Origin of the sequence: Streptomyces sp. NPDC102279, assembly GCF_044766365.1 — a bacterium.
In the GTDB taxonomy this organism is placed as follows: domain Bacteria; phylum Actinomycetota; class Actinomycetes; order Streptomycetales; family Streptomycetaceae; genus Streptomyces.
In genome coordinates this window covers 102,542-118,702 of record NZ_JBIWLU010000014.1, presented here as the reverse complement: position 1 = coordinate 118,702, position 16,161 = coordinate 102,542, and the positions used below count along the sequence as shown (strand labels likewise).

At 70.0% G+C, this 16,161-nt stretch carries 11 protein-coding genes; all 11 read right to left on the bottom strand.

Translation table 11 applies throughout. The annotated features are described in order from the left end of the window. Positions 1–34: 34 nt before the first annotated feature. Positions 35–1,474: a bifunctional transcriptional activator/DNA repair enzyme AdaA gene (locus tag ACIRQH_RS32435; RefSeq protein ID WP_404228425.1), complete on the bottom strand. Its 1,440-nt coding sequence runs from the start codon at positions 1,472–1,474 to the stop codon at positions 35–37. 203 nt (positions 1,475–1,677) lie between these two features. Further along, positions 1,678–2,793 carry a ribosome small subunit-dependent GTPase A gene (gene rsgA, locus ACIRQH_RS32430; RefSeq protein ID WP_388871442.1) on the bottom strand — a complete coding sequence of 372 codons (1,116 nt, stop codon included), beginning with the start codon at positions 2,791–2,793 and terminating at the stop codon, positions 1,678–1,680. A gap of 282 nt (positions 2,794–3,075) precedes the next feature. Beyond that, on the bottom strand, positions 3,076–3,825 hold the full coding sequence (locus tag ACIRQH_RS32425; RefSeq protein ID WP_388871445.1) for an NUDIX domain-containing protein: 750 nt from the start codon (positions 3,823–3,825) through the stop codon (positions 3,076–3,078). Positions 3,826–3,887: 62 nt separating this feature from the next. Beyond that, entirely contained in the window at positions 3,888–6,617 is a 2,730-nt protein-coding gene (locus tag ACIRQH_RS32420) for a CHAT domain-containing protein (RefSeq protein WP_404228266.1), read from the bottom strand. A gap of 91 nt (positions 6,618–6,708) precedes the next feature. Then, complete coding sequence (locus tag ACIRQH_RS32415; RefSeq protein ID WP_404228264.1) at positions 6,709–8,238, bottom strand: CATRA conflict system CASPASE/TPR repeat-associated protein; 1,530 nt, start codon at positions 8,236–8,238, stop codon at positions 6,709–6,711. Between the two features lie 111 nt (positions 8,239–8,349). Further along, on the bottom strand, positions 8,350–8,685 hold the full coding sequence (locus ACIRQH_RS32410) for a CATRA system-associated protein (RefSeq protein WP_388871452.1): 336 nt from the start codon (positions 8,683–8,685) through the stop codon (positions 8,350–8,352). Between the two features lie 247 nt (positions 8,686–8,932). Then, complete coding sequence (locus ACIRQH_RS32405; protein WP_404228261.1) at positions 8,933–9,595, bottom strand: M15 family metallopeptidase; 663 nt, start codon at positions 9,593–9,595, stop codon at positions 8,933–8,935. Continuing rightward, positions 9,592–10,014 carry a hypothetical protein gene (locus ACIRQH_RS32400; protein ID WP_388871457.1) on the bottom strand — a complete coding sequence of 141 codons (423 nt, stop codon included), beginning with the start codon at positions 10,012–10,014 and terminating at the stop codon, positions 9,592–9,594. Before ACIRQH_RS32400 ends, ACIRQH_RS32405 begins: the two co-directional genes overlap by 4 nt. A 3-nt stretch (positions 10,015–10,017) precedes the next feature. After that, positions 10,018–12,453, bottom strand: coding sequence for a glycoside hydrolase domain-containing protein (locus ACIRQH_RS32395; RefSeq protein WP_388871460.1), 2,436 nt, complete (start codon positions 12,451–12,453; stop codon positions 10,018–10,020). Between the two features lie 525 nt (positions 12,454–12,978). Next, positions 12,979–14,460, bottom strand: a complete 1,482-nt coding sequence (locus ACIRQH_RS32390) for a cellulose binding domain-containing protein (protein WP_404228256.1) — start codon at positions 14,458–14,460, stop codon at positions 12,979–12,981. Between the two features lie 336 nt (positions 14,461–14,796). Beyond that, positions 14,797–16,119 carry a radical SAM protein gene (locus ACIRQH_RS32385; protein WP_404228254.1) on the bottom strand — a complete coding sequence of 441 codons (1,323 nt, stop codon included), beginning with the start codon at positions 16,117–16,119 and terminating at the stop codon, positions 14,797–14,799. Between the last annotated feature and the right edge of the window lie 42 nt (positions 16,120–16,161).

Genomic DNA, 16,161 nt, shown 5'->3' with positions numbered 1-16,161 from the left:
CGCTGGGCGCCCGGCCCACGGCGCGCCCGTCTTCCTACAACTGTCCTGCCACGCGCAGGTGTTGGACCGCGTACGACCGCCAGGGGCGCCAGGCGTCCGGGAGGTCGGTGTCGGGGGCGGCCGTGTCCGGGTCGCCCAGGGCGCGGGTGCGGATGACGGTGGCGGTGGTTCCGTCCATGCCGGGCAGGGTGAGCAGGGACTCCTGCGCCTCGTCGCGGTCGGCGCCCGGGTCGAGGCGCAGGGCCCCGTCGGCGAGGGCCGCGGCCAGTGCGCCGAGGGGGCCCTCCGGCTCCGCCCCCGCGAGTACGGCCGCCTCCGGGAAGAGGTGCGTGAGCGTGCCGCACGGGGCGTCCAACTCCTTCCCGTAGCGCAGGACGAGGCGCTCGGCCTCCTCCGTCCCCACCAGCGCGCGTACCGCCAGCTCGTCCGGATCGGCGGTGCCCGGCGAACGCAGGCCCGGCCGCGCCGCGACGAGCGGGCCCAGCCGGGCGTCGGACCCCAGCCTCTCGTCGACGGCGTACGGGTCGGCGTCGAGGTCGAACAGCCGGCGCAGCCGCTGGACCGCGGTGGTGAGGTCGCGGAGGTCCGTGAGATGCAGCCGGGCGTCCAGCCAGCCACCCGGGCGGCCGTCGGACCAGGCCCCGCCCGCACCGGCGCCGCTCGACTCGGCTGACGCCTCGCCGCCCCTTCCTCCGCGCGGTCGCTCGTCGACGGCGACGATTCCCGTTCCGTAGGGAAGTCGGAGGGTGCGCCGGTAGCTGCGGCGGCCTCGGTGTCCGCTCACGGCCTCGACGCCCGGTACGGCCTCGGAGGCCAGCAGGTCGAAGACGGCGGTGACCTGGTAGGGGCCGCGGTAGGCGAGCCGGAGGGGGACACCGGCGGCGGGGGTGTCCGCACGACGGGCGGCCGGGCCGGTGCGGGGCGCGGCGGCCCGCAGTGCGCTCGGCGTCGACGCGTAGACCGCGCGGATCGTGTCGTTGAACTGGCGCACGCTGGCGAACCCGGCCGCGAAGGCGATCTGGGTGATGGGGAGTCCGGTGGTCTGGAGGAGGATGCGCGCGGTGTGCGCCCGCTGCGCGCGGGCGAGGGCGACGGGGCCCGCGCCGACCTCGGCGGTGAGCTGGCGCTGCACCTGGCGGGCGCTGTAGCCAAGGCGGGCGGCGAGCCCGCCGACGCCCTCGCGGTCCACCACGCCGTCGCCGATCAGACGCATGGCGCGGCCGACGACATCGGCCCGTACGTTCCATGCCGCGGAACCGGGCACGGCGTCCGGGCGGCACCGGCGGCAGGCCCTGAACCCGGAGCCCTGTGCGGCGGCGGCCGTCGCGTAGAAGCGGACGTTCTGCCGCTTCGGGGTCACCGCGGGGCAGCTGGGCCTGCAGTAGATCCCGGTCGTCCGCACGGCGAAGAAGAACTCCCCGTCGAAGCGGGCGTCCCGGCTGCGTACGGTCTCGTACCTGGCGTCCTCGTCGATCACCCTTCCAGTGTGGCCCGGGACGGGCCGCGCGGCTGGCGGGAATCGGACACCACGTTGCGGACCGGTCGAAGGCGCCGGGAGCGACGCTGCGGCGGCCCCGGCAGGCCGGGGTGGAGCGACGGACGGGCCGTCCGCGCCAACCCGGCCGGACCGGTGAACGGGCGCGGAGAGCCGGAACCACCGGCTCTCCGCGGGTGCGGCTACCAGCGGCCCCGCTTGGCCTCCATCGCCGCGCGGCCCTCGGCTCCCTTGCGCTTCCAGTCCCGGCGGATCTCGGCGCGCAGCCGGGCGTCCGTCTTGGCGACGATCCGCTGGTTCTCCCGGATCAGCTTGCGGTAGCTGTCGAGCCGCCGTTCCTGCAGCGCGCCGGAGTCGACGGCCTCCAGCACCGCGCAGCCGGGTTCGGCGACGTGGGCGCAGTCCTGGAAGCGGCAGTCGGCGGCGAACTCCTCGATCTCGGCGAACACCTGGCCGACGCCGGTCTCGGCGTCCCAGAGGCCGACTCCGCGCAGTCCCGGGGTGTCGATGAGGACGCCGCCGCCCGGCAGGACGAGGAGGTTGCGGGTCGTGGTGGTGTGCCGGCCCTTGCCGTCCATGTCGCGGGTGGCCTGGACCTCCATCACGTCCGCGCCCAGCAGGGCGTTGGCGAGGGTGGACTTGCCGGCGCCGGACTGGCCGAGCAGGACCGCGGTCCCTGCGGCGAGGACGGCTTCGAGGACGTCGAGTCCCTCGCCGGTCGCGGCACTGACGCTGAGCACGGGCACGCCCGGTGCCGAGTTCTCCACGTCCTGGACGAGATGGCCGAGCGTCACCGGATCGGGCACCAGGTCGGCCTTCGTGAGGACGACCACGGGCTGCGCGCCGGACTCCCAGGCCAGAGCCAGGAAGCGTTCGACCCGGCCGAGGTCCAGTTCGACGGCGAGCGACACGGCGACGACCGCGTGGTCGACGTTGGCGGCGAGGATCTGCCCCTCGGACCGCTTGGAGGAGGTGGAGCGTACGAAAGCGGTACGGCGGGGCAGATACGCCCGTACGTAGCGGGGGTGACCGGAGGGCTCGACGGCGACCCAGTCGCCGGTGCACACGACGCGCATCGGGTCGTTCGGTGTCACGAACGCCGTGTCCGCGCGGATGACCCCGTCGGCGGTGGCCACGTCGCACTGACCGCGGTCGACGCGGATCACGCGCCCGGCGACGAGACCTTCGGAGAGGTAGGGAGCGAACTCGTCGGCCCAGGCGTCGTCCCAGCCGTAGGACACGAGCGGGGAGAGGTCCAGGGACGCGAACGAGGTCGGGAGGGCGGAACTGGAAGTCAAGGGAGACCCTTCACAAGGGCGGCCCCGGCGACGCGCACAACGGCGCGAAGGAAGAGGAAGGTCAGCCGGCGGCCACGGAGATGGACTTGATGAACTTCTGGATGCGGGCAGCGCCCATCTCAAAGACAGCCATCGGTCACACCTCCCCGTGCACGTTCCACGTCACCTGCGCCACGAACACCGTGGTCGCTCCAACGGCCCCCACTCTAGAGACCGCTCAGCGACGGCGCCATCGAATTACGGACAGAGCCCCGGACGCCGGGCCTCCCCCGCTCGCTCCCGTCAGCCCATGTCGGCTTTCAGCACGCCCTGGGCCATGGCCAGTGCGTACGCGGACAGGGTGTAGGCGTCGGAGATCTCCCTGTCCGCGACCATCGTCCGGAGCTCTCCCTGCGTCACGGCCCGGTACGCGTCAATCCCCTCCGCCCTGGCGTCCTGGGTGGGCTCATCCGCCAACTCGGCTGTCCCGAGGTGTGCGAGGTACAGATGGTCCACGCCCGCACGCAGGCCGGTGTCGGGAGAAAGGGGGCCCAGATACGTGAAGTCCGTGACATGGACGCCCAGTTCCTCTTGCAGTTCCCGGGCGGCCGTACCCGCGCCGCCCTCCCCCGGACCACCGAAGCCGCGGGGGATCTCCCAGTGCCAGTGCCGGCTGGCATGGCGGAAGTGACGCAACAGGACGACGCGTCCGTCGGCGAGCAGGGGAAGAACCGCCGCTCCTCCCGACACGGATGCGGACACGATGCGGATGTACGTTCCCAGTTGGCCGTTCGTGAACCGCACGGCATCACGTACCAGGCAGAAGTAGGCGTCGCGATAGACGACGCCGATGTGTCCGACGCTCTCGGGCAGCCCGGCCGCGACGGCCACTCGCGACATGGCGTCGGCTGCCCGGTCCTGGTCTGCGCGGTCGAGGAGGATTTCGAAAGCCGCGCCGGAGGGGTTCACGAAGAGCTCCGGGCGGTGCTCACGCAGCGCCTCGTAGTCGGTGAGTGCGGCCCGCTTACGGGTGGCTCGGTCGGGTGAGTTCATGGCCCTCCTCAATCTGCGCGCGGTGTCGGTCCGCCGCCGGGACGGGGACGAGCGCGACCGGATCATAGATACAGGGCGATGGGGAGCCGATCGACTCGGGCCTCCACCGACGTGTACGTCTCGATACTCTCCCTGTAGTGGTCGTGCAGGGTCTGCACCACGTCAAAGACGCCGGTGGACGAGGACCCGAGAACCGCTCTGCTCTCGCGGAGCAGGGCACTCACCGTCGCCACCATCGCCGAGTTGCGTACGGACCACAGCGGCACCCCTATGGCACCGGCACCGCTGATGATCAGAGACCGCATGAATCCGAGGACGTCACCGCCGTCGGACCGCATACCCTGTCCGGCCAGACAGGCGCCGAGCACGGTGAGCTTGTTCCTCGGCAGGCTGACACGCAAGGCGAGGTCGAACTGCGAGAGCATGTCCGTCTCTCCCAGGTAGATCAGCGGGCCGGAGACCTCGGGTTCCTCCACGTACACGCCATGCCCGGCGTACACGAAGAACTCCGGTTTCGCTGCGACCAGTTGTTCAAGTCCGTCCCAGTCGGCGGTGAAGGCGCCCCCGATCTTGCCCACGAGGGCGTCGGGGACCTGACCGGCCACATGGACGTGCGTTGCGGTCCAGCCGACATCGACGATCTCGTCGCCCGTCGCCCGTGCGTCGGTGGACAGCAGGGCAGCCAGGTCGTCGTCGTGCTCCATGAGCTGCTTCTTGAGCAGATGGCGGCCACGCGTGACGAAGGCGGCCACGCTCACCGAGTGGGACAGCGGAACCCGGGCGGCGAGCGGCCGGTCGTCCTCCGGCGCGGTGGCGACGTGGAGCGGGATCGCGAATATGTCGTCGGTCGGGATCAGGGTGAGATGGCTCGGCGGCCCTCCCTTGTTGGCGCTCTCCCACACCGGCTCGACGAGCAGGTTCCAGATGCGCCGACAGGTCTCTTCCTTCGGTACCGGAAACGCCGGGTCCGCGAGGTCCTCGAAGACCTTGCGCGCGAGTTCGGCCACGTCCGTGTACGGAACGGAGGGCAGCAGGGTGAGCACCCCGTCCCGGCAGACCACGATGCCGAGAGAGTCGGGCTCGGTCGTCTCCTCGCCCTCCAGGGCCGCATCCGACGTACCGAAGCGGAAGTACCGCACGACACATGAGCCCTCGTGGTTGAGGGTGTACTGGACCAACTGATGGGCGATGTCGTCGTCATGGGTCGCCGATGTCAGTGGGTGCTGGAGGAAGTGGTCCTCGTACTGCTGCTCCCGCTCGATGAGCAGTTCCCTCCACTCCCTCACCTCCGTCGCCTCGACAGAGGTCTGTGCGCGCAGGGGCGTCCGACGACCGTCCGGAGAACCGCTCTCGGCCCGGGATCCCTCCGGGGCGGTGGGCAGCGGATGCGCGGGGCGGCCGAGGACGGGTGGGCGGGACGACGCGAGCAGGTCCAGGAGTTCGCGGCCCGAGGACTCCTCCACCAGGGACACGATCTTCTCCAGGTCCTCCTGCCGGTGGCCGCCCCGTGTCATCTGCGCACCGATGGCTCGTAGATACGCGGGCCTTACGTGGTTGGCGTAGGCACGCTTGTACACGGGGAGAGCGATCGCTTCGCGCACCGACTCCGCCATCTTCAGCCGGCGGTCCAGGACGTCCCGGGGACGATCGGCAGGGGGAAGGGCGGCAGCCGTCTCCCGGTAGTAGCGCACGGTGTAGGCGTAGAAGTCGACGTCCAGCCCGGCTCGTCGGCCCGCACCGGCGACGTCGTCCTCCAGCTCGTCCAGGAGATGCCCCAGATCGGCCAGACCGCCGGGACCGCCCGCGAGCCGAGCGAGGTTCTGACGGGCGATCCGTCGTCCGCGCTCCCACCCTGGCCCCGCGTGCTCCTTCCGGCCACGACCCGGATCGCGCAAGGTCGCGAAGCTCGTTTCGGGGCTGTCGCCGCAGAAGGCCTCGTTCAGAACCGACTGCGCCGTGCGGTACGTGTCATTCAGCCCCTCGGATATGGCCTTGGAGCGCGCGGTGACGCGCAGCGACCGCTCTTTGTCCCCGGCCTGGCGCAGAGCAGTGGCGAGGTTGTGGAGGGCATTGGAGTAGCCGCGCAGGAACTCCCGGTGCCTCAGGGGTGTTTCCCCGTCCGGAACGGCGTCGGTGTCGACACCGTGCGCGTTCGCCTGCGCGACGATCTGGTCGTGCGTCTGCCGCATGGGAGCGACCAGCGCGTCGACGTCTCTCCCTTCGGTCCTGTCCTCTTCCTTCTCATGCGCCGCTTGCCCGCGTTCCTCGAACTCGGCGCGGGTGTAATTGCTGAGCAGGTCGGGCAGCGCCCACCACAGCCGGGCCGACTCGGCGACCTGCACCGCTGTCCCGAAGACACGCCGGGAGGCGGTGTAACTCCCCAGTCGGTAACGGATCCTGCCCACCCCGTCGTACCAACGGGCGAGGGCATACGCGGGGAAGGGGTCCTCGGGGTCGCCGGTGCCGTCGGACAACCACGCCAACAGCCGCTCGGCGTCCGGCCGTGACGCCTCGATCAGCTGCAGCGCCGAGAGCAACTCGTAGCCGACGTCGGCCTGGACGATTTCGCACCAGTGGGCGCCGACTCTCCGGGCGACGCCTCGGGCACCGGCCTGCGGCTCCCTGGTGTGCGCTCGCGCCATTCGCAGCATGCCGATGGCGTCCGCCTGGCGCATCGGGGCATCGAAATCGATGTCGAACCGCATGATCAGATCCTCGACGTCCAGTGCCTCGACGAAGGCCCTGATCGCGGAGCTGGGGTCCTGTGGCTGCCGTCCGTTGTCCTGACGCATACGGAGAACTCCTCGATGATTCTGGCGGATTCACGGCTCCGGAACCGCTGGACTCAAGGCGGCGCCCGGAGCGGAAAGGAGAGGGAGTGGGTTAGCGCGGTCGAGTCAGGAGGTACGTCCCCAGGGAACCGATCAGTCCGGCCGCCACGGCGCCCGAGAGCGTCCACGGCGCGCTGGGCAGCCCTCCTCCCCTGCCCAGCGCCCACCACGTGACGGCCAGCCAGCCCAGGGCGGCGCCGAACAGCCCCGCGACGCCCGAGTCGAGCCATCTGTATCGAGAGGTCGTCGGCGCGACGCCCGCCCAGCGCAGTGTGGCCAGCGGCAGGGCGAGAGCGAGAGCCGCCACAGCGACGATGACCGGGGACTCCAGGCCCTTGCGTATCGGCAGCTTGTAGTTCATGGTCTGCACTGCCGTCAGCGCGGTGAGGATCGATCCCAGGATGGAGGTCTGAACGAGCGTCAGCCAGCTTCGGTGGCTCACCAGTTCACGCTCGACGAGTACGGAGACCGCGGCGCGCACGCTGTCCGCCCGTTCGCGCGCGGCTTCCAGATGCAGCCGGTCCTCGTCCACCTGCTTGATCAGCCACTCGGCGTCGGCGAGGTCCGTCACGGTCCAGGGGACTCCCTCGCCGTGCCTGCGTGATGCAGGGGCGTGCAAGCGCATGTTGGCGACGGCGGTCGAGAGACTGCGGCTCAGCTGACGCTGGCGAGTGATGGTCCACAGCAGTCCCTGGGGGCCGAACTGCGTCTCATCCAGCAGGTGCGACGTCTTCAGCACACGTTCCAGGGGCGCTGGGCGACGCGTGGCGGAGTCCAGCTCCCGCAGGAGCGCCGTCGTCCGCTCGTCGCTCTCCGATATCTGCGCGCGGGACGGCTCCGAAGAGGCGTACAGCCGTCCTTGGTAGCGGATCTTCGAGAGTTGGAGCAAATAGCGTGTGAGCGGCCTCAGCCCGTGTCGGCCGTCGGTGGCCCAGGCCCACCCGTCGAGGGCGACCTCGTGCCGGACCGGTGCGAGAACGTGGAGGTCGGTGACACCCTCGAGTTCGCCGGTCTCGGCGGATCGCCACACGGCGAAACCATGCTCGGTGCGGTCGAAGCCGGCCCACCAGGGTTCGCTCCCGGTCCGGGGCGCGTGCCGCCGGACGAGATCGCACATCGCGCGGTCGCGCCGTGCGATCACTCGGCCGTGGAGAGCCTCGAAGACACGGAACTCACCCAACAGGCCCCAGGGTTGGGGCGGTCGGCCCGCCGCGGCCACCGCTCCGCTCCACTCGGCGTCGAGATCGGCCCACTGGGTGAGGTCTCCGGTCGGGTCGTTGGGCGCCAGCAGGGCAACGAGACCGACGACATCGTGGTCGGCGAAGGCGAAGGCGGAATAGACGGAGTCGTCGCCCGTCCGCTGCGCGGCCGCCAGCAGGGTGAATCCCGAGGCGGCAGGGTGTGCCAGGCCGAAGTCGATATGGTCGGCGGGCACCGAGGTCCCGGCAACCGGCTCGAGCATGCCCAGTGATCGGCATGCTCGCCACGTACATTCGAGGTATTCGCGCGAGTGGCCGTCGATTTCGGAATCGACTGGCGCGAACACCATGACGAGTAAAGCCGGCTTGGTGATTCCGCTCATACTGTGCGACCTGCTTCCGGAATCCCGATGGGGCTGTCAAGGAGCACCGCGGCCTCCTCGGCGGACGTTCCTACTCGTCCGACCGGGCACACGTGGTTCGGCCACGACCGGTCACACCGTCTCCCCTTGGGCGTTCCGGCCTTCCCTGGAGCGGTCCTGCGGACCGCGCAGGTCAGCGGTGAGCCGTGCGATCAGGTGATTCCGCTGCTCTCGCTGTTGTGCCGGAATGGGGGTGCGCCCCGCGCCCAACCGGGCCTGTGCACGGCGTGCCCCTTCTCGATCCAGCGGCTCGAGGAGGGCCAGTACCTGAAGAGTCTCGGCGTCGTCCTCTTCGAAGAGCACGGGCTCGAGCCTCTCCAGCACATCGCCAACGGCGCGCCACTCCTCCGCGGTGAGCGACCAGTCCTCGATCTCCTCCAGACGCGCAAGAACCTGCAGCAGCTTCATGAAGTCCTCCCCCGAGCACAATCGACCGCGCATCCGCACGTACGGATTCCCCGCATCCGCCGCGCGTTCGAAGCCCAGTTTTCCGTGTGACGGGCGGTGTTCCTGGGTTCCGCCGGCTGATTTTCCAACCTTTGGGCCGAGTACACAAGGCGGAGTGCCACAGCGTGTGCGGGGCCGCCGACGGACAGGACCGTCCGTCGGCGGGAGACCCCCACGCCGGCGGACGGTCCGGGTTCGGGCTCGGGGCCTACGAGGCGGTGCGGTGGGCGAAGGACGTGGCGCGTTTGCGGCGGGCGGGGTCGAAGGCGTCGGTGGCGCCCGCGCCTTCGTTGCCGGGGCCGGAGTTCCAGCCGTCGATCTTCCGGGCCACCCCCTTCACCTTGGGGTGACCGGGCTTGTGCGCGACCTCGAAGTGGGACTCCTTGGGCGTCGTGAAGTCGCCGCCCCACGCCACGGCCCCGTCCAGTTCGGCGAGGATGTCGCGGATGACGACCAGTTCCCGCGGATAGAACCCGCCCTTGACGCCGAGCGGATAGGCCTGGGGTCTGATCGCCAGGGCCGTGCCGGACAGGTGGTTCGACTCGTGGGGGTCCTCGACGTGACGCGAGGTGCGGTGGCCCTTGACGTCGCCGTCGCGGAGCTGGTCGATCTCGTAGTGGAAGCGACGCGCTACGTACAGCAGCAGGGTCGCGGCCGTTCCTCCGGCGAGGTGGACGGCCTGGTCGCTGCCCTCGATGCGGAAGCTCCTCGCCTCGGGCAGGATCTCCCAGCCGTTGGCGGAGCGGCTCCCCGTCCAGTCCGTCCGGCGAGGGGCGGCGGAGGCGGGGGCCGCCCCCAGTGACCCGATCGCGGCGGCTCCGGCGAACCCGGCGGCGGTGCCCACGAAGTGGCGCCTGGTCAGCTCGTTCACGCTGTGCCCTTCTCGGTGCGTTGGTTGACGACGGCCAGCCGTACGGCCAGGCCCAGGAAGGTGGCGGCCAGCAGCGGCAGGACCACCAGGGCCGGGTTGACCCAAACCGGGACCAGGTCGTAGCCGGCGTTGCACTTGTTGTGCAGGGGGAACCATCGCGAAGGTTCCTGCCAGTGGACGGAGCGGTAGGAGCGGTCGTAGGTGGCGCCGGCCGCGTGGCAGGACTCCTCGGCGTCCATCGAGGAGCCGGCGAGGGCTCCGACGATCCAGGTGACGAGCATGGCGACGAGACAGAGCCCGGCCGTCACGAGGAACCAGCCGGGTGTCTTCCACCGGCCGGTCAGGAGAGGCCGGCTCCACAGTCCCAGCACGATCAGGACGGGAACGGCGAGGAGGAGGAAGTTCGCGATGACGTCCATGGTTCAGTGGCCGGCTCGTGCGGCGGCTCGCTGGCCGGCGGCCTTGAGGTACTTCTGCAGGTTGCTCTTGTAGGTGGCGGCCAGACTGTTCTCGAGGCCGACGAGGGCGAGCATGCGGTCGCTGAAGCCGAGGACGAACGCGTCGAGCTTGTCGCCGCCGCCGGGAAGATTGATCATCACGGACGGGAGCATGGCACCGGAGGCCATGATGAGCTTCTTCCGGGCCAGGTCGACGGTGACGTCGTCGGCTGCCGTGAGGATGTTCCAGCAGGACTGGTAGCAGTTCCCGCCGTTCTGCCAGCGGGTGTCGTAGTTGTTGCGGAACCGGCGCAGGCCGCCGCCTCCGTTGTACTGGGCCTTGACCCAGTCGACGATGTTCTGGCCGCCCGCGACGGCCTTGGCCAGCAGATATCCGTCGGCGTCCTCGACCATGTCGGTGAAGCCGAAGCTGGAGACGACGGCCGGCTTGGCGAGCTTGGCGTCGCAGAAGGCGTGTCCGGAGGCGTACTGCTCCTCGGAGTTCCGCCAGTCGGCGTAGAACGTCATGATGTCGCCGCCCCAGCCCGCGATGTCGCCGCCGGTAGCGGACTTCTTGTCGCTGGGGTCGGAGTTGACGAGGAAGCCGTTGGCGGTGGCCATCAGGTGCGTGGCGTCGAGGTCGTAGCCGGAGATGGGGTCCTTGAAGCTGTCCATCACCGACATACCCCGGGTGTTGCAGTAGTCGACGAACCCCGAGTCGTAGCTGCCGGCGAGCCACCACCAGGCCATGCCCGCGTACTTCTCGTGGCGGATGTACTCCATGACGAGCTGGTTGGGGTTCTTGCCGTTGCCGTACGCCACGGCCATGCCGTAGAGCTTCTCGACGTAGGCGATGAAGCCGTCCGCCGGACCCGCCGTGCTGTTCACGGAGTTGGTGCCGGAGTCGCTGCCGGCGCGCCAGACGTCGCGGTCCAGGTCGAAGCTGTCGGAGCCGTTGGTGACCTTGAACTCCTTGATCTGGTTCATGGACCAGTTGTCCGGCAGGGGGAAGCCGAGGTTGCCGGAGAAACCGTAGGACATGCCGGAGACGAAGGAGTACCGGGCGAGGGTCTTCTCGGTGACGTTGGTACAGACGTTGCGGGAGCCGTAGACGCCGTGGAGGTACTTCTTGCCCTGGCCGGCCAGGCCTGCCACCACGCCGTTGAAGTAGGTGACGATGCCCTGCGGATAGCCGTCGATCGCCTCCTGGGTGGCGTCGTAGTCGCAGGCGAAGTAGATGGTGGTACCGCGGTTGAAGCCGTAGCCGGTGGCCAGGGCGTGGGCGTTGAGGGCGTGCTGGTACCCGGCCGTGTAGGTGAAGTCCGACAACTGGCGTGCGTTGTCCTGGTAGATGGGGAAGACGCGCAGGCCCGCGTCGAAGATGGTCGCGAGTTCGCCGGGCTTGATCTCCTTGTCGAGGGTGGAGCCGGGCGGGTCGTACAGGTAGCGGCCGACGATGCGGAAGCCGTTGTCGTAGAGCCATCTGGCGCGGGAGGCGGTTATCTCGTAGCGGGTGTCGCAGCCGTGGGCCTCACGGTCCGGGTCGCCCATGGAGACGAGGAGCTGGGACCAGGTCTGGTAGTCGCCGAGGCCGGTCTCGGGGAGCTGCGAGAACTTCTGGAAGATCTGGACGAACTCCTTGGTCTTGGAGTCGAAGGAGTCCTTGAAGGTGGTGCGGACCTCCTGGTCGTCCTGGCCGTGCATGATGACCGGCTCGTTGAAGACGCAGGCGGCCGTGAAGAGCTGGACGAAGATGCCGGAGTTGCCCTCGGTGAGCGTGTGGGACTTCAGGCCCGCCTGGGTGCCCGGGCCGAAGTTGCCGGTGGGGGTGAGTCCGAGTTCGTACTGGAGGGCGATCATGAGGGCCTTCTGCACGTCGCGGGAGTAGATCCCGTCGCAGGGGCCGATGCTGTAGGCGTCCTTCTGCCAGTAGCCGCCGTTGAGCCATCGTTGGATGCCGCGGATCTTGTCGGTGCCGCCGGCGACGACGACGTAGGCGTCCATGTTGAGGATGCACTTGGCGATCTTGGCGTTGATGACGCCGTCGCCCTCGGGGATGCCCATGTTGGACCGCAGGCTCTTCACCGCTTCGCGGGTGACGCCGGTGAACCAGCCGTAGCTGTCCGGCTCGACGGCCCAGTAGCCCTTGCAGAAGAGGCCGTGTTCGAGGATGGCGACGATGTTGCGGTTCGCGTCCCAGCCGAATCCGATATCTCCGAGTGCCTGCATTTTGGACATCGTTCCGGGGCCGAAACTGGCGACCACCGGACTGATGCCGAGTTCATGCTGAAGACCCATGATCAGGGCATTCATGGTGCCCCAGCCGGTACGGCCGTCTTCCGGACACGGAACATATCCGGCCACGGCGCCGTAGGTGGAGTTCACCCATTTCTGCGCTTCGAGGACTTTCTCGTCTGCCAAGTCTTTTCCTGTCTCCGGTCGTACGGCGCCAGGCCGCACGAGACTGCGAGTCGAAAGGAAAGGGGAGCCGGCACCACAGGGGACGGCCATCGGCGGCACCGGTCCGGCCACCGCCGTGGAACGCATGCCGTGGGCAGGGGTGTTGGAGTCTCCGGCCTGCCGGGGCGGGAGGAGCGCCCTGTGGGCGCGCGCCCGGTCGGCGCGCTCCGGATTTACCGGACGTCCGTCGTTCGCGCCCGATTCACCGAAAGGCGCCGGCATTCCCGGTCAGCCGCGTCGCACACCATGAACCCGTCCCCCGCTCCCCGTGGTGGAACTTCCCGAAGAAGATCCCGCGAGAACGCTAAGGCACCCGCCATCGCGCGAACAGACCCGCGACGGACGCCGGATCGACGAAACGGGAAACTCCGCGTGCCTGAACGATGTGACTCCCGACACGGCTCCGAGGGTTGTGCGATTTCCGGCCTCTCCGCGACAGGATCGGGCCAATTCATCGGCCTCCGGGAAAGGACCCCGCGAGGGGATTCAGTGCGCCATCGCGCAGGACGCCCCGTTGAGGGTGATGGTGTCGGGTGCCGTGTTCTTGTGCTGCCAGGAGCCGAGGAAGCCCACGGTGACGGAACCGCCCGCGGCGACCGTCCTGTTGTAGTCGGCGGCGGTGGCGGTCACCCGTGAGCCCTGCTGGTCGGCGGTGCCGTCCCACATCTGGGTGACCTGCTGGCCGTCGTCGAAGGTCCAGGCGAGCCGCCAGGTGTCGAGGGGCTCGGTGGTCGTGACCGAGACGGTCGACTGGAAGCCGTCCGGCCACTCGTTGTCGAGGCTGTACGTCGCCACGCAGCGGGGGGAGTCCTTCGTCGGCTCCGGGGTGCGGTCGACCACGCGGGCCGGCGCCGAGGTCGGACCCTGGGGTTCGGGGTCGGGCCGCGCGTCGGCGGTCGTCCTCGTCGGCTCCGGAGAGACGAGCGTGCCGTCGGCTCGGGTGGTGGCCGGCGGGGACGACGACGCGGCCGGGGCGGCCACCGGCCGGTCGGCGACGGCCGCGTCGCCGCGCGGCGCGACGGCGGCGTCGCCGTCGGGGCCGAAGGGCATCAGGGAGACGGTGAGCGCGAGTCCGGAGACGATGAGGGCGGCGACCATCACCCCGGTACGGCCGATCCGGGGCGCGGGCTCCCGGTTCTCGGCGATGCCGGTGTCCACGGCGGCCTGCGAGCGTCCGCCCCCGAGTCCCGCTTCGGCGGCGCGGCGGCGGCGTTCGAGATAGGCGAGGCCGCCCCAGCCGATCACCCCGCCCGCGAGCGCGACGGGCAGTCCGCCGCCGTGCAGACGCAGGCAGGCGGCGGCCTCCGCGCACTCGGCGCAGTGGGCGAGGTGCCGGGAGAGGTCATCGGGTGTCCCGGCTCCCGGCGAGCGGGTGACGGCGTCGAGGAGGCGGGCATAGGTGCGGCAGGCGGCGTCCATGGGGGTGTCGAGGTGGCTGCGGTGGCAGCGAGCCCTGAACAGGGCGCGTACCTCGCCGAGTTCCTCGGCGGCGGCCACGGGATCCAGGCCGAGCCGCCGGGCCACGGCGGGCAGCGGGAGGGCTTCGACCTCGACCAGCCACAGCAGGGCGGCGTCGGCTTCCTGGAGGTCCCTGAGACCGCGCAGGGCGATCGGGCGGTGCAGCGGGGGACCCGTGAAGCGGGCGGCCTTCTCGGAGTTGAGCCACAGCCTGAGGTCCGGGTCCAGGCGGTGCCCCTGGCCGTGCGTCTCCCAGGCCGCGGCGGTGGTGCGTACGGAGTTGAGCAGCAGGGGGATCCGGGGCAGCCCCGGTGTCCTGCGGCCGGTGTTCCTCGCGCGGGCCTCGGCGGCGCGGACCTCGTGGACACCGTGCGTGAAGGCCTCGGTGGCGAGTTGGGTCGCGGCGGCCGAGCCGGACGTGCACAGGTCGGCGTACGACAGCACCGCGTCCCAGCACTCCGAGAACAACGCGGCCTCGGCGGCGTCCTGAGGGGTCGGCAGGTCGGGCATGGGGGGCTCCTGCATCCACTGCGTCCATGTGCAACGTCAGGTAACGCCCAACTCGGCTTGCGGCACCGGGGAGTTGGATACCGTCCCGACAACGGGCCCGAGCTTTTCACGGTTCCGACACAACTGACAAGCCGTTCCCTCACATCGCGCGACCGGGCGGTCACGCGTCGGTGATTCCGGCCTCCCCCGCAGCCCCGTGGAACGCGCGCGGCCCGGACGTACGGATGACGTCCGGGCCGCGCGAGGCGTACGGGGGATATGGAGTGTTCGTCGTGCCGCGGACGCCGGACGCGCCGCGCCCGGAGGCACGGCGCGAGGGCGCATCACTGCGGTGGGTCAGAGCTGGGGGGCCGGCTCCTTCGCGGGCAGGCTGTCCATGAAGGAGCTGACGGAGAAGACCGCGCGGCCCGGACCGGGCTCCCCGTATCCGGGGGGCGACTCGAGTCCGAAGTCGTCCATGGTGGCGCGGTAGGCCTCCAGCAGGCGGATGTGGTACTCCAGCGGCGCGCCGTTGGGGTTGGCCTTGCCGAGCGGCGTCGTCGGCTCCGGGCACCAGGTGGTGAAGCGGGGCGTGATGCCGTGGGACATGAAGAAGCGCAGCCCCTCGGTCGTCGACGCGATGGCCTCGTCGACGCCGGTGAAGCCGAACGGCTCGGCCATCTCCACGCCCGCGACGAAGTTGGGGATCACATTGCGCGCGCCGAAGATCTCGGCGGAGTCGAGGATGCGCTTGTGCCACTCGTCCCGGCCGACGTAGCGCTCCTTGCCGGGGCAGTACAGCTCGAACAGCCGGCGGTCCCACACCTCGTAGTTGGGGTGGTAGATCTGCACGCCGTGGTCCTTGAACCGCTGCACGTCGTCGCGGGGCAGCGCCTGGGCGACCACCTTGCCGATCCAGCGGCCGGGGAAGCGCTCCTCGATGGCCTTGGCGTAGTGGCCGTAGAAGTCGGCCTCGTCACGGCCGGCGACGGTCTTGGTGATCGCGCCGCCGGTGAGCGTGTAGGCCGTGGACGCCTTCGCGGTGTCGTAGCGGTCGATGATCTCCAGGGCTTCGAGGACCTCCTCGACGTCCTTGACCCCGGTGTACGGCCGGCCGGCCGCCTTGTGCTGGCGCCAGTTGTGGTTGATGTCGCAGTACTGGCACTCCTCCTTGGCGCCGAAGTACTGGCAGACCCGGAAGACCGTGAGGTAGATGAGGTAGCCCCACTGGATCGTGGGTGCCACCTCCATCACGGACTTCCCGTTGGAGAGGGTGTGCCGGTAGTACTCGGGCATCGGAGGCACGCCGACGTCGGAGATCCGCTTCCCGTCGAGGTAGAGCCCGAGGACGCCCTCGTCGTCGGCGGCGACCCGGTAGGGCGAGGACGGGTTGACGCGCACCGAGACCACGGTGCGCCGCAGGTCGTACGGGCCGCCGGTGAGGATGATCTCCTCGGGCGGGCGCCGGAGCGCGGCCTCACCCAGCTCGGGGAGCGTGCCGTGGTCGAAGGAGAAGATGAAGTACGACTTCGGCTTGACGTCGCCCTTCTCGTTGTCGCTGAGAGCGGACGCGTCGAAGGCCACACCCCCGCGGAGCAGGTCCTCCTTGAAGACGGCCTCTCGCGGCACGTGCGGGAACCGCTCCATCAGATCCTCGACCAGCGCGGTGCGGCTGCCCATTCCGTTCTCCTCGCTCCCGAACTGCTTCGTCTGTCGTGTTCG